This is a genomic window from Streptomyces sp. NPDC107454, assembly GCF_055582885.1.
Genome location: NZ_JBVJPA010000003.1, coordinates 448,929 through 469,602 on the forward strand (window position 1 = coordinate 448,929; position 20,674 = coordinate 469,602).

16 protein-coding genes and 4 pseudogenes are annotated in these 20,674 nt (G+C 71.6%); 11 read left to right on the top strand and 9 right to left on the bottom strand.

Annotated elements, in window-relative coordinates:
* Nucleotides 1–142: 142 nt before the first annotated feature.
* The 4 genes from ACZ69M_RS09585 to ACZ69M_RS09600 all read right to left on the bottom strand — a co-directional run bounded on the left by ACZ69M_RS09585 (nucleotide 143) and on the right by ACZ69M_RS09600 (nucleotide 3,546).
* Nucleotides 143–817, bottom strand: coding sequence for a GntR family transcriptional regulator (locus tag ACZ69M_RS09585; RefSeq protein ID WP_054230090.1), 675 nt, complete (start codon nucleotides 815–817; stop codon nucleotides 143–145).
* A 161-nt stretch (nucleotides 818–978) separates the two neighbouring features.
* Nucleotides 979–1,926 (bottom strand): beta-ketoacyl-ACP synthase III, encoded by a 948-nt coding sequence (locus ACZ69M_RS09590; RefSeq protein WP_352044744.1) that lies wholly within the window; start codon nucleotides 1,924–1,926, stop codon nucleotides 979–981.
* 179 nt (nucleotides 1,927–2,105) lie between these two features.
* Nucleotides 2,106–2,243 (bottom strand): MFS transporter small subunit, encoded by a 138-nt coding sequence (locus ACZ69M_RS09595; protein ID WP_165853968.1) that lies wholly within the window; start codon nucleotides 2,241–2,243, stop codon nucleotides 2,106–2,108.
* A complete protein-coding gene (locus ACZ69M_RS09600) occupies nucleotides 2,209–3,546 on the bottom strand; it encodes an OFA family MFS transporter (protein ID WP_470048206.1) in 1,338 nt (445 codons plus the stop codon). Before ACZ69M_RS09600 ends, ACZ69M_RS09595 begins: the two co-directional genes overlap by 35 nt.
* Before the next feature lie 232 nt (nucleotides 3,547–3,778).
* On the opposite strand from ACZ69M_RS09600, the gene ACZ69M_RS09605 reads away from it, so the two are divergent.
* Genes ACZ69M_RS09605 through fdhD form a run of 5 tightly spaced genes read left to right on the top strand, consistent with a single transcriptional unit; the run spans nucleotide 3,779 to nucleotide 10,225 of the window.
* Nucleotides 3,779–4,750, top strand: a complete 972-nt coding sequence (locus ACZ69M_RS09605; protein WP_470048208.1) for a 2-dehydropantoate 2-reductase — start codon at nucleotides 3,779–3,781, stop codon at nucleotides 4,748–4,750.
* Entirely contained in the window at nucleotides 4,747–6,666 is a 1,920-nt protein-coding gene (locus ACZ69M_RS09610; protein ID WP_470048210.1) for a molybdopterin oxidoreductase family protein, read from the top strand. Before ACZ69M_RS09605 ends, ACZ69M_RS09610 begins: the two co-directional genes overlap by 4 nt.
* 4 nt (nucleotides 6,667–6,670) lie before the next feature.
* Nucleotides 6,671–8,503: an NADH-ubiquinone oxidoreductase-F iron-sulfur binding region domain-containing protein gene (locus tag ACZ69M_RS09615; RefSeq protein WP_470048212.1), complete on the top strand. Its 1,833-nt coding sequence runs from the start codon at nucleotides 6,671–6,673 to the stop codon at nucleotides 8,501–8,503.
* Nucleotides 8,500–9,360 (top strand): 2Fe-2S iron-sulfur cluster-binding protein, encoded by an 861-nt coding sequence (locus ACZ69M_RS09620; RefSeq protein WP_470048214.1) that lies wholly within the window; start codon nucleotides 8,500–8,502, stop codon nucleotides 9,358–9,360. Before ACZ69M_RS09615 ends, ACZ69M_RS09620 begins: the two co-directional genes overlap by 4 nt.
* 7 nt (nucleotides 9,361–9,367) lie before the next feature.
* Entirely contained in the window at nucleotides 9,368–10,225 is an 858-nt protein-coding gene (gene fdhD / locus ACZ69M_RS09625; RefSeq protein ID WP_470048216.1) for a formate dehydrogenase accessory sulfurtransferase FdhD, read from the top strand.
* A 91-nt stretch (nucleotides 10,226–10,316) separates the two neighbouring features.
* Here fdhD and ACZ69M_RS09630 read toward each other — a convergent pair whose 3' ends face one another.
* Nucleotides 10,317–11,153 carry a LysR family transcriptional regulator gene (locus tag ACZ69M_RS09630; RefSeq protein WP_470048218.1) on the bottom strand — a complete coding sequence of 279 codons (837 nt, stop codon included), beginning with the start codon at nucleotides 11,151–11,153 and terminating at the stop codon, nucleotides 10,317–10,319.
* A 258-nt stretch (nucleotides 11,154–11,411) separates the two neighbouring features.
* On the opposite strand from ACZ69M_RS09630, the pseudogene ACZ69M_RS09635 reads away from it, so the two are divergent.
* Nucleotides 11,412–11,486: pseudogene (locus ACZ69M_RS09635) on the top strand (SDR family oxidoreductase); the annotation flags it as partial.
* Between the two features lie 95 nt (nucleotides 11,487–11,581).
* Here ACZ69M_RS09635 and ACZ69M_RS09640 read toward each other — a convergent pair.
* Nucleotides 11,582–12,124 (bottom strand): isochorismatase family protein, encoded by a 543-nt coding sequence (locus ACZ69M_RS09640; RefSeq protein ID WP_470048220.1) that lies wholly within the window; start codon nucleotides 12,122–12,124, stop codon nucleotides 11,582–11,584.
* A gap of 19 nt (nucleotides 12,125–12,143) precedes the next feature.
* Nucleotides 12,144–12,507: pseudogene (locus ACZ69M_RS09645) on the bottom strand (MarR family winged helix-turn-helix transcriptional regulator).
* A gap of 159 nt (nucleotides 12,508–12,666) precedes the next feature.
* Here ACZ69M_RS09645 and ACZ69M_RS09650 point away from each other — a divergent pair.
* Together ACZ69M_RS09650 and ACZ69M_RS09655 are read left to right on the top strand one after the other, a co-directional pair.
* Nucleotides 12,667–14,565, top strand: coding sequence for an exo-alpha-sialidase (locus ACZ69M_RS09650; RefSeq protein WP_470048222.1), 1,899 nt, complete (start codon nucleotides 12,667–12,669; stop codon nucleotides 14,563–14,565).
* Nucleotides 14,566–14,575: 10 nt separating this feature from the next.
* Entirely contained in the window at nucleotides 14,576–15,820 is a 1,245-nt protein-coding gene (locus ACZ69M_RS09655; RefSeq protein WP_470048224.1) for a DUF4185 domain-containing protein, read from the top strand.
* On the opposite strand, the gene ACZ69M_RS09660 is transcribed toward ACZ69M_RS09655, so the two are convergent.
* The gene (locus tag ACZ69M_RS09660) at nucleotides 15,753–16,793 is read right to left on the bottom strand and encodes a bile acid:sodium symporter family protein (protein ID WP_470048225.1); all 1,041 of its coding nucleotides are present in this window, start codon (nucleotides 16,791–16,793) and stop codon (nucleotides 15,753–15,755) included. The genes ACZ69M_RS09655 and ACZ69M_RS09660 overlap by 68 nt on opposite strands.
* Nucleotides 16,794–16,944: 151 nt before the next feature.
* On the opposite strand from ACZ69M_RS09660, the gene ACZ69M_RS09665 reads away from it, so the two are divergent.
* On the top strand, nucleotides 16,945–17,838 hold the full coding sequence (locus ACZ69M_RS09665; protein ID WP_470048227.1) for a LysR substrate-binding domain-containing protein: 894 nt from the start codon (nucleotides 16,945–16,947) through the stop codon (nucleotides 17,836–17,838).
* On the opposite strand, the pseudogene ACZ69M_RS09670 reads toward ACZ69M_RS09665, so the two are convergent.
* A pseudogene (locus ACZ69M_RS09670) lies at nucleotides 17,798–18,124 on the bottom strand (Lrp/AsnC ligand binding domain-containing protein); the annotation flags it as partial. The gene ACZ69M_RS09665 and the pseudogene ACZ69M_RS09670 sit on opposite strands and share 41 nt — an antisense overlap.
* Between ACZ69M_RS09670 and ACZ69M_RS09675 the strand changes: the two are divergent.
* A pseudogene (locus ACZ69M_RS09675) lies at nucleotides 18,077–18,511 on the top strand (MFS transporter); the annotation flags it as partial. The pseudogenes ACZ69M_RS09670 and ACZ69M_RS09675 sit on opposite strands and share 48 nt — an antisense overlap.
* A gap of 333 nt (nucleotides 18,512–18,844) precedes the next feature.
* Complete coding sequence (locus ACZ69M_RS09680) at nucleotides 18,845–20,671, top strand: AMP-dependent synthetase/ligase (protein ID WP_470048229.1); 1,827 nt, start codon at nucleotides 18,845–18,847, stop codon at nucleotides 20,669–20,671.
* The last annotated feature ends 3 nt before the right edge of the window (nucleotides 20,672–20,674 follow it).

The following is a 20,674-nucleotide window of genomic DNA, read 5'->3' on the forward strand; positions in this document are numbered from 1 at the left end:
TTTCGATGGAAACGTAGCAGCGGCTGCCGGGAGTGGGAAGAAGTTGCGCAGAGATTGCCGTCAACTTTCTCCACTGAGTGGACAAAGAAAGACCCGGACGCGGCCGGTCCGGGTCACAGGGGGAGCGCACGAATGAGGTGGGTTACTTCTCGCGCTCGTGGTACGTCTTGCGCGTGTGCTCCGTGTGGGCGCGCATGACCTGGGTGGCACGGGGTTCGTCGCGGGCGGCGATGGCCGCGATGAGGTCGCGGTGCTCGATCCAGGACTGGTGGCCGCGCTGGCGGGCGACCGGCGTGTAGTACCAGCGGACCCGGCGGTCGACCTGGGCGGCCAGCTCGGCGAGGACCGCGTTGCCTGCGAGCTCCATGACCTTCGCGTGGAAGCGGGCGTTCATCGCGACCGCGCCGTCCACGTCATCGGCGGCGACCGCGCGCTCACCCTCGGCGCACAGCTCCTCGAGCGCGGTGATCCCGGCGGTGCCCGCGTTGGCCGCGGCGAGCCGGGCGGCCTCGGCCTCCAGCAGCGTACGGACCGTGAGGAGCTGGTCGGCCTCCTCCTCGGTCGGCTCGTGCACGAAGGCGCCCTGGGCGGGCCGAAGATCGACCCACCCTTCCGTGTTCAGCCGCTGGAGCGCCTCGCGGACCGGCTGCCGGGAGACGCCGAGGTGCCCGGCGAGCTCGCTCTCGACCAGGTGCTGGCCCGGTTGGAGGGCGCGGGTCGTGATGAGTTCGAGCAGCGCCTCGTAGACGCGGTCGCGCAGCGGGCCTGGCCGTTCGAGCTTGGGCACCGCCCCCGGCGGCAGTCCTGTCGACAACATCGGGGTCCCCTCCTGCCGAGCCATCCCGTCACCGTGACCGTCGCGTCACCGGAAAGCACGTGTCAAAAGACAGTATCGATTGTCTTTCGTCTACAGTCTACGGCGCACCATGGCCAGGCCCGGGGAGGGTCGGACGCGTCACACCCGGTTGTCCGCGCACGTCAGGGGCAGCGGACGACCTGTCCCGCGTACGAGAGGTTGCCGCCGAAGCCGAACAGGAGCACCGGGTCGCCGGTGCTGATCTCGCCGCGTTCGACGAGCTTGGAGAAGGCGAGCGGGATGCTGGCGGCGGAGGTGTTCCCGGAGTCGACGACATCGCGCGCGACGACGGCGTTCACGGCGCCGATCTTCGCGGCGAGGGGTTCGATGATGCGCAGGTTCGCCTGGTGCAGGACGACCGCGGCGAGGTCCTCGGGCGCGAGCCCGGCCCGCTCGCAGGCCTGCCGGGCGATCGCCGGGAGCCGTGTCGTCGCCCAGCGGTAGACGCTCTGCCCCTCCTGCGCGAACCGCGGGGGCGTGCCCTCGATGCGTACGGCGTGCCCCATCTCGGGCACCGATCCCCACAGCACCGGCCCGATCCCGGGCTCGGTGCCGGGAGCGGCGGCCTCGACCACCGCGGCCCCCGCCCCGTCCCCGACCAGGACACAGGTCGTACGGTCGCTCCAGTCCGTGACCTCGGACATCTTGTCCGCGCCGATGACGAGGGCGCGGGTGGCCGCCCCCGCGCGCACGGCGTGGTCGGCGGTGGCGAGCGCGTGCGTGAAGCCCGCGCAGACCACGTTGACGTCCATCGCGGCCGGGGAGGGCACGCCGATGCGGGCGGCGACCCGGGCGGCCATGTTCGGGGAGCGGTCGATCGCCGTGGAGGTGGCGACAAGGACCAGGTCGATGTCGGCCGAGGTGATCCCCGCCGCCGCGAGCGCCTTGGCCGCGGCGTGCGCGGCCAGCTCGTCGACGGGCTCGTCGGGACCGGCGATGTGGCGCGTGCGGATGCCCACCCGGCTCGTGATCCACTCGTCACTGGTGTCGACCAGGCCCGCCAGGTCCTCGTTGGTGAGTACCTTGGCGGGCTGGTAGTGGCCGACGGCCGCGATGCGTGAGCCGTTCATTGGGGGGTCTCCCTCGGTGCCTTGGGTAGGGGGATCCTCCAGTCTGATCAGTGACTCGCGGGTACGACGGCAGGTGTTGCCACAGGAAAGCGGCGTGAGGCTTGTCGGCTTCTGTCAGACCTTCGGACGTCCTGCCAACGTCCGCACACACGCCCGGTGCACGGTCCGTACGGCGGGCGTCACCCCGTGAACAGCTGCTTGGCCTTCAGGACGAGCTCGTACAGGCCGTAGCAGAGCGGCGCCCCCACCCACAGCCACGCGAACGCGATCAGCGGACGGCGGTCAGGCGGACTGCTGGGGCTGGACGGAGTCGTCATCGGCGGCCTCCCTCGGGGCGGGGATGTGGTGGCGGGCATGGACGGGTCGCACCAGCTCATTGGCGACGAACCCGACGACCAGCAGCCCGATCATGATCAGGAACGAGGTGTCGTAGAGCTGCGCGCCGTGCTTGCCCGCCGCCTTCTGGCGGTCCGCGATCCAGTTGACGATCAGCGGCCCGAGGACGCCGGCCGTGGACCAGGCGGTGAGCAGCCGGCCGTGGATGGCGCCGACCTGGTAGGTGCCGAAGAGGTCCTTCAGATAGGCGGGAATCGTCGCGAAGCCGCCGCCGTAGAAGGAAAGGATCACCAGGGCGCAGACGATGAACAGGGGCTTGGAGGAGTCCCCGAACTGCGAGATCAGCAGATACATGATCGCGCCCACGCCGAGGTAGACGCGGTAGATGTTCTTGCGGCCGATCAGGTCGGACGTGGAGGACCAGCCGATCCGGCCCGCCATGTTGGCGGCCGAGAGCAGCGCCACGAAGCCCGCGGCGGCGGAGACCGACACCGGGGTCGAGGTGCCCGCGAAGAAGTCCGTGATCATCGGGGCGGCCTTCTCCAGGATGCCGATACCCGCGGTCACGTTCATGCAGAGCACGACCCACAGGCACCAGAACTGCGGGGTGCGCACGGCGCTGTTCGCGGACACCTGCACCCCGTCGAGCGGCGCGGGTCCGGCCTTGACCGGCGGTTTGTCGTCGCGCGGCACCCGCACCAGCAGGACGCCGAGCGTCATGAAGACGGCGTACGACAGCCCGTGCACGAGGAAGGCGAGCGCGATGCCGGAGGAGTCGGAACCGAAGGACTTCAGCATCTGCGCGGACCACGGCGAGGCGATGAGCGCACCGCCGCCGAAGCCCATGATCGCGATGCCGGTGGCCATGCCGGGCCGGTCCGGGAACCACTTGATCAGGGTCGACACGGGTGAGATGTAGCCGATGCCGAGGCCGATGCCGCCGACGAAGCCGTAGCCGAACACGATCAGCCAGTACTGCTCGGTGGCGGCGCCGAGCGAGGCGATCAGGAAGCCGGTGGAGAAGCAGACCAGGGCGACGGTCATCGCCCAGCGGGGTCCGTTGCGCTCGACGAGGGTGCCGCCGAACGCGGCGGACAGGCCGAGCATGACGATGCCGAGCTGGAAGGGCAGCGCGCTCTGGGTCCCGCTGAGGCCGAGCGCGGATTCGAGCGGCGGCTTGAAGACGCTCCAGGCGTATGCCTGGCCGATGGAGAGGTGGACGGAGAGTGCGGCGGGCGGGACGAGCCAGCGGCTCCAGCCGGGTGGCGCGACGGGGGGACTCATGATCCCGGACGATAGGAAGCGGTTGCCCGGTTGTGAAGCCGTTCGACACCAACTCGTCGACGGTATGCGGTGAGCGGTATCCATCGCGCGACGAACGGTCGGCCGGCCCCCACGGCGGTCCCCCGAGGTGCTGCGCGAAGCCTTGCCGCCCCAAGTTCCATACTGTAGACAATATTTCGTCGACAGAGTTCGGCAGTTCCTCGGTACCCTCGACCGAACGGAGCGAGCCACAGTGAAAGTCGCCGTTCTCGGCGCCGGTGCGATCGGCGCCTACGTCGGCGCCGCGCTGCACCGCGCCGGCGCCGATGTGCACCTCATCGCCCGTGGACCGCATCTTGCGGCCATGAGGCAGCACGGAGTCCAAGTCCTCAGCCCGCGCGGCGACTTCACCGCGCACGCCCATGCCACCGACGACCCGGCCGAGGTCGGCCCGGTCGACTACGTACTGCTCGGCCTGAAGGCCAACTCGTATGCGGCGTGCGGGCCGCTGATCGAGCCTCTGCTGCACGACACCACGGCGGTGATCGCCGCCCAGAACGGCATCCCCTGGTGGTACTTCCACCGGCACGGCGGCCCGCACGACGGCCACCGTGTGGAGAGCGTGGACCCGAACGGCGCGGTCAGTGCGGTGCTCGCGCCCGAACGGGCCATCGGATGTGTCGTGTACGCCGCGACGGAGCTGGAAGGACCGGGCGTCGTACGGCACTTGGAAGGAACCCGGTTCTCCGTCGGCGAGCCCGACCGCACCCTCTCCGAGCGGTGCACGGCGTTCAGCGAGGCCATGACGGCCGGCGGTCTCAAGTGCCCGGTCGAACGGGATCTGCGCAACGACATCTGGCTCAAGCTGCTCGGCAACATCTCCTTCAACCCGATCAGCGCGCTGGCCCGCGCGACGATGCGGCAGATGTGCCTGCACGGCGGCACCCGCAAGGTCATCGAGATCATGATGACCGAGACGCTCGCGGTCGCCGAGGCGCTGGGCTGCGAGGTGGGCGTCTCCATCGAACGGCGGCTGGCCGGCGCCGAGCGCGTCGGCGACCACCGCACCTCCACACTCCAGGACCTGGAACGCGGCAAGCCGCTCGAACTGGACGTACTGCTGGCGGCGGTCGTCGAGTTGGCGGACATCACCGGCGTCGAGGTGCCCACCCTGCGCACCGTCCACGCCATCTCGGACCTGCTCGCGCTGAGGAGCGCCGCATGAGGAAACGTGAATCGAAGATCTACGCCCGGCTCACGCACCCCCTGGTCCGTGACGCGCGCGACGAGCCCTTCCGGCGGGCCACCTGGGACGAGGCCCTGACCCGCGCGGCGGCGGGACTGAGCGCCGCCCGCGGCGCCTTCGGCCTGTTCTCCTGCGCCCGCGCGACCAACGAGATGAACTACGTGGCCCAGAAGTTCGCCCGGGTCGTGATGGGCACGAACAACGTCGACTCCTGCAACCGCACCTGCCACGCCCCGAGCGTCGCGGGCCTGAGCGCCGCCTTCGGCTCCGGCGGCGGCACCTCCTCGTACGCGGAGGTCGAGGAGACCGACCTCATCGTGATGTGGGGCTCCAACGCCCGCTTCGCACACCCGATCTTCTTCCAGCACGTGCTGAAGGGGATCAGGAACGGCGCCCGGATGTACGCGGTCGACCCGCGCCGTACGTCCACGGCCGAGTGGGCGGAGAGCTGGCTCGGTCTGAACGTCGGCACCGACATCCCGATGGCGCACGCGATCGGCCGCGAGATCATCCACGCGGGCCTCGCCAACCACGCCTTCATCGAGCGGGCCACCAGCGGCTTCGAGGAGTACAAGGCGCTCGTCGAGCCCTGGACGCTGTCGCTCGCCGAGAAGGTGACGGGCGTACCGGCGGCGGCGATACGGCAGTTGGCGCACGCGTACGCCCGCGCCGAGCGCGCCCAGCTGTGCTGGACCCTCGGCATCACCGAGCACCACAACGGCACCGACAACGTCCGCGCGCTGATCAACCTGACCCTGCTGACCGGGCATGTGGGCCGCCACGGCTCCGGACTCCAGCCCCTGCGCGGGCAGAACAACGTGCAGGGCGGCGGCGACATGGGCGCCATCCCCAACCGCCTCCCCGGCTTCCAGGACATCCTCGACCCGCAGACGCGGCTGAAGTTCGAGTCCGCCTGGGACACCGTCATCCAGCCGCACTACGGGCTGAACCTGACGGAGATGTTCGAGGCCATGGAGGAGGGCACGCTCAAGGCCGTCTACTGCATCGGCGAGAACCCGGCGCAGTCGGAGGCCGACAGCGAACAGGCGGTACGGCGGCTGGGCGCCCTCGACTTCCTCGTCGTGCAGGACATCTTCCTCACGAAGACCGCCCAGTTGGCGGACGTCGTGCTGCCCGCGACCGCCGGGTGGGCGGAGACCGAGGGCACCACCACCAACAGTGAGCGGCGGGTGCAGCGGGTGCGCGCGGCGGTGACGCCGCCCGGTGAGGCCCGCGAGGACATCGACATCCTCTGCGACCTCGCCGCGCGCCTCGGGCACGACTGGAAGTACGCCGACGCCGAGGCCGTCTGGAACGAGCTGCGGTCGGTGTCGCCGGACCACTACGGGATGACGTACGAACGACTGGCGGAGCACCAGGGCATCCAGTGGCCCTGCCCCGACATCGGGCGGCTCGAACCCACCTATCTGCACGGCAGGTTGTGGGCCTCGGACCCCGCCGAGCGCGGCCGGCTCGCGCCGTTCGGGATCGTCCAGCACGACCCGCCCGTGGATCTGACGGACGAGGAGTATCCGATCCGGCTCACCACCGGGCGGCGGCTCGACTCGTACAACACCGGGGTGCAGAGCGGCGGCTTCGCCTCGCCGCTGCGGCGCGGCGAGTATGTCGAACTCTGCCCGGAGGACGCCGAGCACTACGGGGTCGTGGTGGGCGAGGAGGTCCAGGTCTCCTCGCGCAGGGGATCCGTCGTGGCACCCGTGTGGATCGACACCGCGCTGCGGCCCGGCCTTGCGTTCATGACCATGCACTTTCCCGACGAGGTGGACACCAACCAGCTGACGATCGAGGCGAACTGCCCGATCGCGGGGACGGCGGAGTTCAAGGCGTCGGCCATCCGGATCGAGAAGCTGCCGGTCGCGACTCAAGTGAGGTGATGTGGTGGATCTGCACTTCGGTGACAGCAAGCCGACGGACGAGGAGCGGGCGGCGATCGACGCGCTGCTCGGTCCGCCGGAGTCCTCGTGGGAGGGCGCCGCCCGCGAGGAGATGAGGTCCGCCGACCTCAGGTGGGCGCGCGGCGGCCGGGAGGCACGCGAACGCCGCGACCTGCTGTTGCCGGGGCTGCACGCCGTCAACGACCGGATCGGCTGGATCAGCGAGGGCGCGCTCGACTACCTGTGCCGCCGGCTGACCGTGCCACCGGCGGAGGCGTACGGGGTCGCGACCTTCTACGCGATGTTCTCGGTGAAACCGCGCCCCGCGACCGTGCTGCGCGTGTGCACGGACCTCGCGTGCGCGGCGGAGGGCGCGGCGGACCTGTGCGCCGGGGTCGAGGCCCACCTCGGGCCCGGCAGCGGCGTCGGCGTCGAGCGCAGCCCCTGCCTGGGGTTGTGCGAGCGCGCTCCGGCGGCCCTCGCGGTCAGGGCGGGCGATCCGGTGCGTACGGCCGTGTCGGCGCCCACCACCGCCGCGCGGGCGGCACAGGCGGCGAGCGCCCCCGACTCGGCGCCCGAGGAGCCGCCCGCGGCCTTCGCGGTGCCCCAGGCGGGCGACCCCTCCCTCGTGCTGCTGAGCCGGGTCGGTGTGGTCGACCCCGCCTCGCTCGACGACTACCGGGCACACGGCGGGTACGCCGCGCTGCGGCGGGCCTTCGCACTCGGGCCGGCCGGGGTCATCCGCGAGGTCACCGACGCGGGCCTGGTCGGGCGCGGCGGCGCCGCCTTCCCCACCGGCCGCAAATGGCAGGCCACGGCGTCCCAGCCCGACCATCCGCACTACCTGGTGTGCAACGCCGACGAGTCCGAGCCGGGCACCTTCAAGGACCGGGTCGTCATGGAGGGCGACCCGTACGCCCTCGTCGAGGCGATGACCATCGCGGCGTACGCCGTCGGGGCGCACAAGGGATACCTCTATGTGCGCGGCGAGTACCCGCGCGCCCTGGGCCGCGTGGAGCACGCCATCGGGCAGGCACGCGCGCGCGGCCTGCTCGGCGAGGACGTCCTCGGCCAGGGGTACGCCTTCGACATCGAGATCCGGCGGGGCGCGGGCGCGTACATCTGCGGCGAGGAGACCGCCCTGTTCAACTCCATCGAGGGGTACAGAGGAGAGCCGCGTTCCAAACCGCCCTTCCCTGTGGAGAAGGGTTTGTTCGGCAAGCCCACTGCCGAGAACAACGTCGAGACCCTGGTGAACGTCCTGCCGATCCTGACGAGGGGGGCCGAGGCGTACGCGGCGATGGGCACCCCGGGCTCCACCGGCCCGAAGCTGTACTGCGTGTCGGGCAGCGTGGACCGGCCCGGAATCTACGAACTGCCGTTCGGGGCGACGCTGGGCGAGCTGCTGGAGTCGGCGGGCGTGCGCGAGCGGCTGCGCGCGGTGCTGCTCGGCGGCGCGGCGGGCGGCTTCGTACGGCCCGACGAACTCGACATCCCGCTCACCTTCGAGGGCACCCGGGCGGCCGGCACGACCCTCGGCTCGGGTGTGGTCATGGCCTTCGACGACACGGTCCCGCTCCCCCGCCTCCTGCTGCGCATCGCCGAGTTCTTCCGCGACGAGTCGTGCGGGCAGTGCGTGCCGTGCCGGGTCGGGACCGTGCGGCAGGAGGAGGCGCTGCACCGGATCGCCGAGCGGAGGGGCGCCGCGGCGGCCGACGACATCGCCCTGCTCAGGGAGGTGGGCCGCGCGATGCGGGACGCCTCGATCTGCGGTCTCGGGCAGACCGCGTGGAACGCCGTGGAATCCGCGATCGACCGCTTGGGAGCCTACGAATGACCGCGATACCGCTGGGAGTGCCGCGTCGGCTCGTCGAGTTCACCCTCGACGGGCAGGAGGCCAGGGTTCCCGAGGGCTCGACGATCCTCGACGCCTGCCGGGCGGCGGGCAAGGAGGTCCCCACCCTCTGCCAGGGCGACACGCTCGCCCCCAAGAACGCCTGCCGGGTCTGTGTCGTCGAGCTGGAGGGCGCCCGGACCCTCGTCCCGGCCTGCTCCCGCAAGGCGGAGGCGGGCATGGAGGTACGGACGGACACCGAGCGCGCCCGCCACAGCCGCAAGGTCGTCATCGAGCTCCTCGCCTCCTCGGTCGACTTGTCGACCACTCCGGAGGTGGCCGGGTGGATCAAGGAGTACGAGGCGAAACCGGACCGCTTCGGCCCCGACGCGGCGCGCCTCGACGAGGAACCGAAGATCGACAACGGCCTCTACGTCCGCGACTACGACAAGTGCATCCTCTGCTACAAGTGCGTCGACGCGTGTGGCGACCAGTGGCAGAACACCTTCGCGATCTCGGTCTCCGGGCGCGGTTTCGACGCCCGGATCGCCGTCGAGCACGACGCGCCGCTGACCGACTCGGCGTGCGTGTACTGCGGCAACTGCATCGAGGTGTGCCCGACGGGGGCGCTGTCGTTCAGGTCGGAGTTCGACATGCGGGCGGCGGGTACATGGGACGAGTCGGCGCAGACCGAGACGACGACGGTGTGCGCGTACTGCGGTGTGGGCTGCAACCTCACCCTGCACGTGCAGGACAATGAGATCGTGAAGGTCACCTCCCCGCACGACAACCCGGTGACCCACGGCAATCTCTGCATCAAGGGCCGCTTCGGCTACCAGCACGTACAGAACCGGGACTGATCAGGACATGGGACGAGTCACGGAACGACGCAAGGTGATCCGCATCCGGGACGGGGCCATCTCCACCCGCCCCGACACGCTCGTCGCGGAGGAGCCACTGGAGATCCGCCTCAACGGGAAACCGCTCGCGATCACCATGCGCACCCCGGGCGACGACTTCGCGCTCGCGGCGGGCTTCCTCGTCAGCGAGGGGGTCTTCGGCCGGGCCGACGAGGTGCAGAACATCGTCTACTGCGCGGGCGCCACGGTCGACGGGTCGAACACGTACAACGTGGTGGACGTCCGGACCTCGCCGGGCGTCGTGCTGCCCGACATCACGCTGGAGCGCAACGTCTACACGACCTCGTCCTGCGGCCTGTGCGGCAAGGCGAGCCTGGACGCGGTCCGTACGACGGCCCACTGGGCCATCGACGACGGCGCCGACGCTCCCCCGGTCCGGCTGGAGCCCGCTCTCCTCGCCGGCCTCCCCGACCGGCTGCGCGCGGCACAGCAGGTCTTCGACCGGACCGGGGGTCTGCACGCCGCGGCCCTGTTCACGGAGGACGGCGAGATGCTCGACGTACGGGAGGACGTGGGCCGGCACAACGCGGTCGACAAGCTGGTCGGGCGCGCCCTGCAACGCGGCGACCTGCCGCTCTCCCGCACGATCCTGCTGGTGTCGGGCCGGGCCTCCTTCGAGCTGGCGCAGAAGGCGGTCATGGCGGGCATCCCCGTACTGGCGGCGGTCTCGGCACCGTCCTCACTGGCGGTGGACCTGGCCGTCGAGACCGGTCTGACCCTGGTGGGCTTCCTGCGCGGCCCCTCCATGAACGTGTACGCGGGCGAGCACCGCATCGCCCTGCGGGCCGCGGCCGCCCAGGGCTGACCGGCTCCCCGCGGCACGGCGGCGGGGCCCCGACCGGCGGGGAGCGCCCCCTGCGCCGTAGGGGCCCCGCCTCAGCCCGCCGCGACCGGGCTCAGGGCTCCTCGGCCCGCGCCGGGTCGGCGAGGGGCGCGAGCGGGGCGAAGGCGGTGATCAGGGGCGAGCGCCGACTCGCCGCCCAGGCGAGCAGCACCTCGTCGCGCTCCGCGTCCGGCACCGGTACGTAGGTGATGTCCGGGCGCGAGTACTGCTCGGCGACGGATTCCGGTACGAGCGTGATCCCGGCCCCGCTCGCCACGGACTCGAACTTCTCTTCGATGGTGCGGATCGGCGGCTCGCCGGGACGAGGGTCGGCGTACCTCAGGCGCGGTTCGTCCGCCAGGTCGGCCAACGCGAGTTCCGGTTTGCCCGCGAGCCGGTGGTCGGCGGGGAGCATCGCCACGCGCGCCTCGCTGAACAGCGGCAGCAGCGTGAGGCCCTGCTCGCGGATCGGGCGGCGTACGTAGGCGAGGTCGACGGTTCCGTCGAGGATCAGCCGCTCCTGGTCGTCCCATTCGACGCGGCGGGCGAGCGCCTCGACGTCCGGATGGGCGGCCCCGAAGGCGCGCAGGGCGCGGGTCACGACGATGCCGGCCCGGAAGCCGACGACCAGTCGGCGCGGTCCGCCGGCGGCCCGGCGCACCCGGAGCCTGGTGGCGTCCGCGGTGGCGAGCAACTGCCGTGAGTCGTCGAGGAGTTGCTGCCCGGCCGCCGTCAGGGTCACACCATGGCTGTCGCGTTCGAGGAGCCGTGCACCCAAGTCCTTCTCCAGGGCACGGATCTGACGGCTCAGGACCGGCTGGGCGATGTGCAGCCGCTCCGCCGCGCGGCCGAAGTGGAGCAGCTCGGCGACCGCCACGAAGTAGCGGATCTTCCGCAGGTCGAGGTCCATGGCCGCCCCTTCCGTCATCGCGGTGGCGATGCCTTCAGGGTATCGCCCCTGACGAAGGGCACCGCGGGCATCGGGGACTTCGGCCACCGGTGTTCACCGCCGGGGAGTCCCTGCTGCTGGAAGAGCCGGCGAACACGGACATCGACCGGGCCCGGCGCTTCCTGGACACCGGGCACGACCGTGGCGGCCGGCCTGTGCTGGGCGAGGGAGTCCCTCACCCGCGCACCGGCACTGGAGCCGGCGCCGATCCGGGTCGACGTGGTCTCCCCCGGCGTGGTCCGCACCGCACTGTGGCGGGAGCTGCCGGAGGCCGACCGCGAGGGCCTGGTCGCGTCCGCCGCGCAGTCGCTGCCGGTCGGGCGGACCGGGGAGCCCGAGGAGGTGGCGCAGGCCCGCCGCTACCGGGATCCCCTGTTCCGCTCCGCGCCTCAGCCCGCGCTGAAGTGCACCTGCGCGCTGGTCACGACCGTGCCCAGGCGAGGGAAGTCGAGGCGGACCGACGCCTCGTGTTCGGGTGCGGTGAGGGCCGCCATCGCGTCCTCGGCGAACACGAGGTCGTAGCCGAGGTCGCCGGCGGCGCGGGCGGTGGACTCGACGCCGAGGTTGGTGGCGATCCCGCCGAAGACCAGGGTGGAGATGCCGCGTTCCCGCAGCCGCTCGTCGAGACCGCTGCCCTGGAACCCGCCGATGGTCCGCTTCACGACCTCGAGGTCACCCGCCACCGCGAGCCCGGCGACGAGTCCGCTGCCAGGCGGCTGTTCGGGCAGCCCGGGCCGCTCGCCCCGGACGAGCACGACGAGCGCGCCCGCCTTGCGGAAGGTGGCCGCCAGCTCCTCGGCGGCGGCGAGGACTTCGGTGCCCTTGCGGGGTTCCACGGGCAGTCCGACGATGCGCTCCATCAGATCCACGAGCACCAGGGCGGTGCGCGTGGGGTCGAGGGCGAGCCGGGGTTCGGTTTCGGGTGCGGTCATGACGGAACGTTAGCCTTCATCAGCCGTCCGTACCGGAAATCCGGATCAACAAGCCCGTGAACTGCTCCCGCTCGGCCTTCGAGAGTGGTGAGAGGAGCGCGTCGTTGGCCTCGCGCGCCGCCCGCTCGCAGCGCGCGAGGAGGCACGCGCCCTCCTCGGTGATGGACACCGCGTTCTTACGCCGATCCCTGGGGTCGGGTTCACGCAGGACCAGGCCCGCGCCCTGCGGAGAGCACCACGTGATCCCACATCTTCAGGCCCTCGGCCGCCAGCGCCTCGGCGACGAGGGCGCGGCCGCGGGCGGCGGTGCGGCCGAGGAGCCAGCTAAAGAGGGCGCGGATGGCCGGAGCAACCTGGGGAAGGTGGTGCTGCGCCCCTGACAGCCACGTTCGGATTTGGCGTGAACACGACCGGTGCTCGCTTCTTGTGGGGCCGCTGAGAGCCCAAGTAGCGTCTGCGGTATACACATTGGACGTCCGATGTCGGATGTCGAATGTCCAGATCACCCCGGTTGCCCAGACACACGAAGGGCAGGTCGCACCATGTCGGCACGTCTGCGCGCACGTCTCAGATCGACCCTGACCGCCGTCCTCACGGCCGCCGCACTGTGCGTGCTCGCGCTGCCGAGCCCCGCGAGGGCCTCCGCGGCCGACGCGTCCGGTCCGTCGGGTGCGTCCGGTGCGTTGTTCGAGCAACAGGTGCTCTTCAGGGCCTCCCAGGATCCCGGCTACGCCTGCTTCCGCATCCCGGCCGTCGTGCGGAGCACGCACGGCACTCTGCTGGCGTTCGCCGAGGGGCGCGTGCACGACTGCGGCGACGCGGGTGACATCGACATCGTGGTCAAGCGGTCCACCGACGGCGGCCGGACCTGGGGACCGCTCCAGGTCGTCAACGAGGGGGCCGGCGACACCCACGGCAACCCCGCCCCGATCGTGGACCGCGAGACCGGTCGCATCGTGCTGGCGGAGACGTACAACACGGGCCGCACGGACGGGCGCAGTTGCGACGTCCCCTGCGACCGCACCCCACATCTCCAGTACAGCGACGACGACGGCCTCAGCTGGTCCGCACCGCGCGACCTGAGCGCCGAGATCCTCCCGCCGAACTGGAACTCCTGGTACGCCACCGGCCCCGTGCACGGCATCCAGCTGACCCGTGGCAGGCACGCCGGGCGGCTCGTCTTCGGCGTCAACACCGAGACCTGGGACGGCAGCCGGGTCACGGCCAACAACGCCGCCCTCATCACCAGCGACGACGGCGGCGACCACTGGAGGGTCGGTGCGAGCGACTCCTGGCCGATCGCGGACGACGGCACCTTCCGTCAGAAGCCGTCCGAGCTGACGCTCACGGAACGCGCCGACGGGTCCGTCCTCGTCAGCGGGCGCGAGCAGGACGGCACCGACCTCGGCCACCGCACCCAGACCGTCAGCCGCGACGGCGGTGACAGCTTCACGGCGCCCTTCCGCGACCTCCCCGGCCTCTACGCGCCCCAGGTCCAGGGCTCCGTACTCCGCCTCGGCGACCGCATCCTGCTGGCCTGCCCCGGCGACCCCGACCGCCGCAGGACCATGATGATCCGCTCCTCGTACGACGGCGGGCGGACCTGGGACAGCGTGGACCGCGGCACGGTCGTGACCACCGACTGGTCGGGCTACTCCGACCTGGTCGGGATCGGCGGCGGCGCCGTGGGACTGCTGTACGAGGGCGGCGCGGTCGACGCACGCGACGAGATCCGCTTCGCCCGCTTCACCGAGGACTGGCTCACCCCGCGCCGCGGCCCCGACCCGACGACCGACGACCTCGCCCGGCACGCCGAGCCGGCCGCGGTCCTCGGCGGCGCCCAGGAGACGGCGGGCGTGCGCGGCGGCGCGCTGGAGTTCGACGGCGCCGACGACGCCGTACGCCTGCCGTATCAGGACCGGCTCCCGCTCGGGACAAAGGACTTCACCGCGTCGCTGTGGTTCCGCTACACGGCCACCGGCGGGGAGCAGCCGCTGCTGTGGATGGGCGGGATCGGGACGACACAGCCGCAGGTGTGGATGCGCGCCGAGCCCGCGTCCCACCGGATCACCGCGCTGATCACCGCCAGGAGCGGAGCCGCGGCTGCGACCTCCGTCTCCGTCCGCACCGCGAGCGCCTACAACGACGGCCAGTGGCATCATCTGGCCCTGCGTCGGGGCGGCGGACTGCTCACGCTCTCCGTCGACGGTACGGCGGTCGGCGCCGCGGACGTGCCCGGGTCGGTCAGCCGCAACTCGCCGTTCGGGGTCCATGTCGGGCAACGGATGGACAGCCGGGCGTACTTCACCGGAGCGATCGACGAAGTACGCGTCTACGACCGGGCGTTGAGCGACGAGGAGCTGTCCGCGCCGCCCTCCCGGGAAGTGACCCGGGACACCGTCCTGTATCTGCCCATGGACCGGGTGCGCGGCGGCCACTAACGTCCCGTCCGTGCCCGACGACGCACGAGCACGACGACGGCGGACCGGGGCCGGCCTCGGTGTCCTGCTCGCCCTGGTCTGCGCGGCCGTGCTGCTCACCGTCCTCCCCGACCACGACCGGGAGGGCGGCGGCGCGTGCACGGCCCGTACGCTGCGGTCCTGGAGCGCGGACGCGCGGCTCACGGGCGAGTTCGCGCGGTACGGCGACGACGCGAGCCGTGTCGACGACTGGACCGGCGGCGACGGCACGCACTCGGTGCGGCTGCCGGACGGGCGGGTGCTGTGGCTGTTCTCGGACACGTATCTCGGCCAGGTGCACGGGCCGCCGAACCCGGTCGGCGAGTCGTACGCGTGGCGCGACACGGGCGCGCCCCTGGTGCGGAACTCGGCCGTGGTGATGTCGAAGGACGGGCGGCTGGAGACGACACTGCCGACGCCGGTGTTCCCCGACCCCGGGCCGGGACGGTGGCGGTGGCCGGTCGCGGCCCGTGTCGAGCCCCGCTCCCCCGGCTCCTCCGAACAGGTCGTCCGCGTCCTGCTGTGGACCCGTACCGCCGGCCAGGCTCCCTGGATCTACGGCGTGCCCACGTCCACCGAGGTCGCCACGCTCGCGCTGCCCGACCTGCGGCTGGAAGGCATCGCCACGGTCCTGGACCAGAGTTCCGTGGCGGATCCCTCCCGGCGGGTACTGTTCGGCACCTCGACGGTCGACGCGGGCGCGTGGACGTACGTCTTCGGCGGCGACGACGGCCGGGCCGCCTTGCGCCCCGCCTCGCAGGCGTACGTGGCGCGGGTGCCGCGCGGCCGGCTCGGGCAGCCGGCGGCCTGGGAGTACTGGGACGGCGGCGGATGGGCGGTGCGGGCACGGCCGGGGCCGGTGCTCGGGGACGAACGGCGCACGGGGGTCGGCAGCGCGTTCACGGTGGTGCGGGACGGCGGGACGTACGTCCTGTTCACGATGGCGGCGGGCACCGCGGGGCTCACGACGATCACCTCGTACTGGGCGTGCGCGCCGACCGGCCCCTGGCACGGGCCCACCCGGAGTTTCAGTCCGTCCCTGCCGCAGGGGCAGGTGGCCGCGTACAACCCGCAGGTGCACGCGGCGCTGAGCGACGGCGACCGGCTCGTCCTGAGCTATGACGTGAACTGGCTGGACACGACGGGCGGTGTCTCGGCGCAGGCGAACCTCAGTCGGAACGTGGCGCTGTACCGACCGCGATTCGTGACGCTGCGGCTGGGGGATGCGGGGCCGTAGCCGCCTCGGGGTCGTGGGCGCGGCGCTTGGCGATCACCGCGCACACCATCAGCTGCATCTGATGGAAGAGCATCAGCGGCAGCACGGCGAGCGAGGCGTGCGCGCCGAACAGCACGCTGGCCATGGGAAGCCCCGAGGCGAGGGACTTCTTCGAGCCGGCGAACTGGATCGCGATGCGGTCCTCGCGGTGGAAGCCCAGCGCCCTCGCGCCGTACCAGGTGAGCGTCAGCATCACCGCGAGCAGCACGGCCTCGACCGCGAGCAGTCCCGCCAGTCGCACCGCGCTCACCTGGTGCCATATGCCCTGCACCATGCCCTCGCTGAACGCGGTGTAGACGACGAGCAGGATCGAGCCGCGGTCGACGTAGCCGAGGACCTTCTTGTGGCGCGTGATGAACCCGCCGATCCAACGGCGCAGCACCTGCCCGGCGAGGAACGGCACCAGCAGTTGGAGCACGATCTTGACCAGCGAGTCCGCGGAGAACCCGCCGCCGCTGCTGCCCAGCAGTGCCGCGGCGAGCAGCGGGGTGACGACGATGCCCGCGAGGGAGGAGAAGGAGCCGGCGCAGATCGCGGCGGGCACGTTGCCGCGGGCCATGGAGGTGAAGGCGATCGACGACTGGATGGTCGAGGGGACGAGTGTGAGGAAGAGCAGACCGGTGTAGAGGTCGTGTGTCAGGAGCACCGGTTCGAGGCCGCGGGCGGCCAGCCCCAGCAGCGGGAAGACGACGAAGGTGCAGGCCAGGACAGTGACGTGGAGCCGCCAGTGCTTGAGGCCCTCGACCGCCTCACGGGTGGAGAGCCGGGCCCCGTAGAGGAAGAAGAGGAAGGCGATGGCGGCCGTGGACGCACCCGACGCGACGTCGGCACCCGTACCCCTTGCCGGGAGCAGGGCCGCCAGGCCCACTGTCCCGAGCAACAGCAGGATGTACGGGTCGATCGGCATCCAACTCGGCCACTGCAGGCGTTTCACGGTGCTCCACTGCTCAGACGTCGTACGGGGCGGCCCCGGGGCAAGGGGTCCCGGGGCGGGTCGTGCCCTCTCCATCGTCCTCTTCCGGCCCGCGATCGGGAATCCGTCATACCGTTCTGACTGTCATCGCGATCCGCGATAACGTGGAGGTGTGTACGACCCCTCCCAGCTGCGTACCTTCCTGGCGGTGGCCCAGACCCTGAGCTTCACGCAGGCCGCACGGCGGCTCGGGCTGCGCCAGTCGACCGTCAGCCAGCACGTGCGCCGCCTGGAGGACGCGGTGGGAAGGCAGCTGTTCTCGCGGGACACGCACTCCGTGGAGCTCACCGAGGACGGCGAGGCGATGCTCGGCTTCGCGCGCCGCATCCTGGCGGTGCACGAGCAGGCGACCGCCTTCTTCACGGGCACCCGCCTGCGCGGCCGGCTGCGCTTCGGCGCCTCCGAGGACTTCGTCCTGACCCGGCTCCCGGAGATCCTGGAGGGCTTCCGGTACGACCATCCGGAGGTGGACCTGGAGCTGACGGTCGAGCTGTCCGGCACGCTGCACGAACAGCTCGCGGCGGGCAGGCTGGACCTGGTGCTGGCGAAGCGGCGGCCCGAGGATCCACGCGGCGAGCTGGTCTGGCACGACCGCCTGGTGTGGATCGGCGCGGAACGCCTGCGGCTCGACCCCGACCGCCCGGTCCCCCTGATCGTCTACCCGCCCCCGGGCATCACCCGCGCCCTCGCCTTCGAAGCCCTGGAGCGCCAGGGCCGCGCGTGGCGCATCGCCTGCACCAGCGGCAGCCTGAACGCCCTCGTCGCGGCGGCCCGCGCTGGCCTCGGCGTGATGGCCCACTCACGCGGACTGATCCCTCCGGGCCTCGTCCGCGTCCCCGACCGCGCGGGCCTGCCGGAGCTGGGCGAGGTCGACTTCGTCCTGGTGCACGGGCAGCGGCGTACATCCGCGCAGGGCGCGGCGGACGCCCTCGCCGCCGCGATCCTGGGAGGCGGGGACCGCCTGCTCAGGGGCGGCGGCCCCAGCGGGTCGGTCTCGCGTACGTGAGCTGCTTGACGCGGCACGGGAACGGGGTCGTCTCGACGTGCTGGACCCCTTCGAGGGTGCCGAGACGGCCGCTCAGGTAGGCGTAGAGGCCCGCCGTGTCACGGGCGACGGCGGTGACGACGATGTTGGAGGGGCCGGCCGTCGCCGCGGCGAAGGCGATCTCGTCGTGGGTGGCGAGGGGCTCGGGGTGGTACTCGACGTCGACGTACACGGCGCCGGAGGCGAGCAGCGTGGCTGGACGGTGCTGGTGCCGGGCCTCGTGCTGGTCGGCATCGGCACGGGCTTCGTGTCCCCCGCCATCGCGGGCGCCACGCTCGCCGCCGTACCGCCGGAGCGGGCGGGCATGGCGGGCGGCGCGGTGAACACGGTCCGCCGGCTGGGGTACGCGCTCGGGGTCGCCGTCTTCGGCACGGTGCTGACCTCCCGCATGCAGGACACGCTCTCGGGCGACGCGGCCCACACCCTGGCCGGTGGCGGCGCCGGGGCACTGCGCGGCCTCTCCGAACACGCCCTGCGGGCCGCGTTCGCCTCGGGGTTCGACTCGGCGTCGGTGGCGGCGGGCGTGACGGGGATGGTCGCCGGGGCGCTGGTACTGGTGTTGGTGCGGACGCCGCGCGCTGTGACGGACACGGCCGAGGCACCGGCTGAGCGGGCGACGGCGTCCCGCGCATGACACCGGTGAGGGCCCGGTCATGACACCGGCGGAGCCGGTCCCGGAGCCACCGGGACCGGCTCCGGCGGTAGCCGCACAGCGCGGAATCAGAGGTTCCGCGTCCGGTATCCGGCGCCCCGTGCCCCGTAGGAGGGTCGTACAGATTCCGTGGAGATTACGGGACCGAAACCTACGGAACCGTACGGGATTCTGTCCGGCCCTTCCCCATGTGCGGGCATTTTCTCGGCTGACCTGTGCCTATGCCGCACACACCCCCGCCACGGCACCCCTCCCGCCCGACGGCGCGGTGGGGTAGCTTTCACGGCGCTGTGCGGAGCGCCACTAGGAGCGGGATTGCGCGAGTTCACCAACCCTCCGTTGGCGTCGGCGCCGCCGGTGGGCGGCCTGGCCGACGTCGTCTTCGACCATGCCCAGGAGGACCCGCTGCGGGCCGCGTTCGGCCGCAAGGACGAGAACGAACAGTGGCGCGATGTGACGGCCGCCGAGTTCCGTGACGAGGTCCTCGCACTGGCCAAGGGACTGCTCGCCCAGGGAATCCGATTCGGCGACCGGGTCGCGATCATGTCCCGTACCCGCTACGAATGGACACTCTTCGACTACGCGTTGTGGACGATCGGCGCCCATGTCGTCCCCATGTACTCGACGTCCTCGGCCGAGCAGGTCTTCTGGATGCTGCACGACGCGCAGGTGTCGGCCGCGGTGGTCGAGCACGAGGACCACGCGATGACCATCGCCACGGTGATCGACCGGCTGCCCCAGCTGCACAAGCTCTGGCAACTGGACTCGGGCGCGGTGCAGGAGCTCTACGAGGCGGGCGCGGGCATCGACGACGAGGTCGTGCACCGGCACCGGCGCGCTGTCACCCCCGAGTCGATCGCGACGATCATCTACACCTCGGGCACCACGGGCCGCCCCAAGGGCTGCGTCATCTCGCACGCCAACTTCATGGCCGAGGCGAGCACGGTCATCGGGCTCATGGAACCGATCTTCACCTCCAAGCGCGACAACGCGGCATCCACCCTGCTGTTCCTGCCGCTCGCGCATGTCTTCGGGCGGATGGTCCAGGTCGCGGGAGTCCTCGGGAAGGTCAAGCTGGGCCATCAGCCGCAGATGCACGCCGCCGTGCTGCTGCCCGACCTGGCCGCGTTCCAGCCCACGTTCATCCTCGCGGTGCCGTACATCTTCGAGAAGGTCTTCAACGCGGCCCGCCGCAAGGCCGAGAAGGACGGAAAGTCCGGACCCTTCGAGAAGGCCGTGGAGGTCGCGGTCCGCTACGCGGACGCGATCGAGGCGAAGGCGTGGGGGATCGGCGCCGGGCCGTCGGCGAGCCTGCGGATGCAGCACCAGTTCTTCGACAAGGTCGTCTACACCAAGATGCGCGCCGCCCTGGGCGGCCGGGTCAGACACGCGGTGTCGGGCGGCTCCGCGATGGACCGTCGGCTCGGGCTGTTCTTCGCCGGCGCGGGCATCCAGATCTACGAGGGATACGGGCTCACCGAGACCACCGCCGCCGCGGTCGTCACCCCGCCCGAGCGGACCCGGTACGGGACGGTCGGCCAGGCCATTCCGGGCACGACCGTGCACATCGCGGACGACGGCGAGATCTGGCTGCACGGCGACAACATCTTCAAGGGCTATCTGAACGACCCCAAGGCCACCGACGCCGCACTGCACGACGGCTGGCTCGCCACCGGCGACCTCGGCACCCTCGACGAGGACGGCTTTCTCACCATCACCGGGCGCAAGAAGGAGATCCTGGTGACCTCCGGCGGCAAGAGCGTCTCACCGGGTGTCCTGGAGGAGCGCGTGCGCGACCATCCGCTGGTCGCCCAGTGCATCGTGGTCGGCAACGACCGGCCCTACATCGCGGCACTCGTCACCCTCGACGCCGAGGCCGTCGAACACTGGCTCCAGATGCGGGGCAAGACGCGGCTGTCCCCGTCCGACCTGGTGCGCGACCCGGACCTGGAGACCGAGGTGCGGCGGGCGGTGGTCGCCGCGAACACCCTGGTCTCACAGGCCGAGTCGATCCGTACGTTCCGGATACTGGCGAACCAGTTCACCGAGGAGCACGGGTTGCTGACGCCTTCCCTGAAGTTGAAGCGGAAGGCGATCGAGAACGCGTACGCGACGGAGGTGGAGGCGTTGTACCGGGCATGAGCC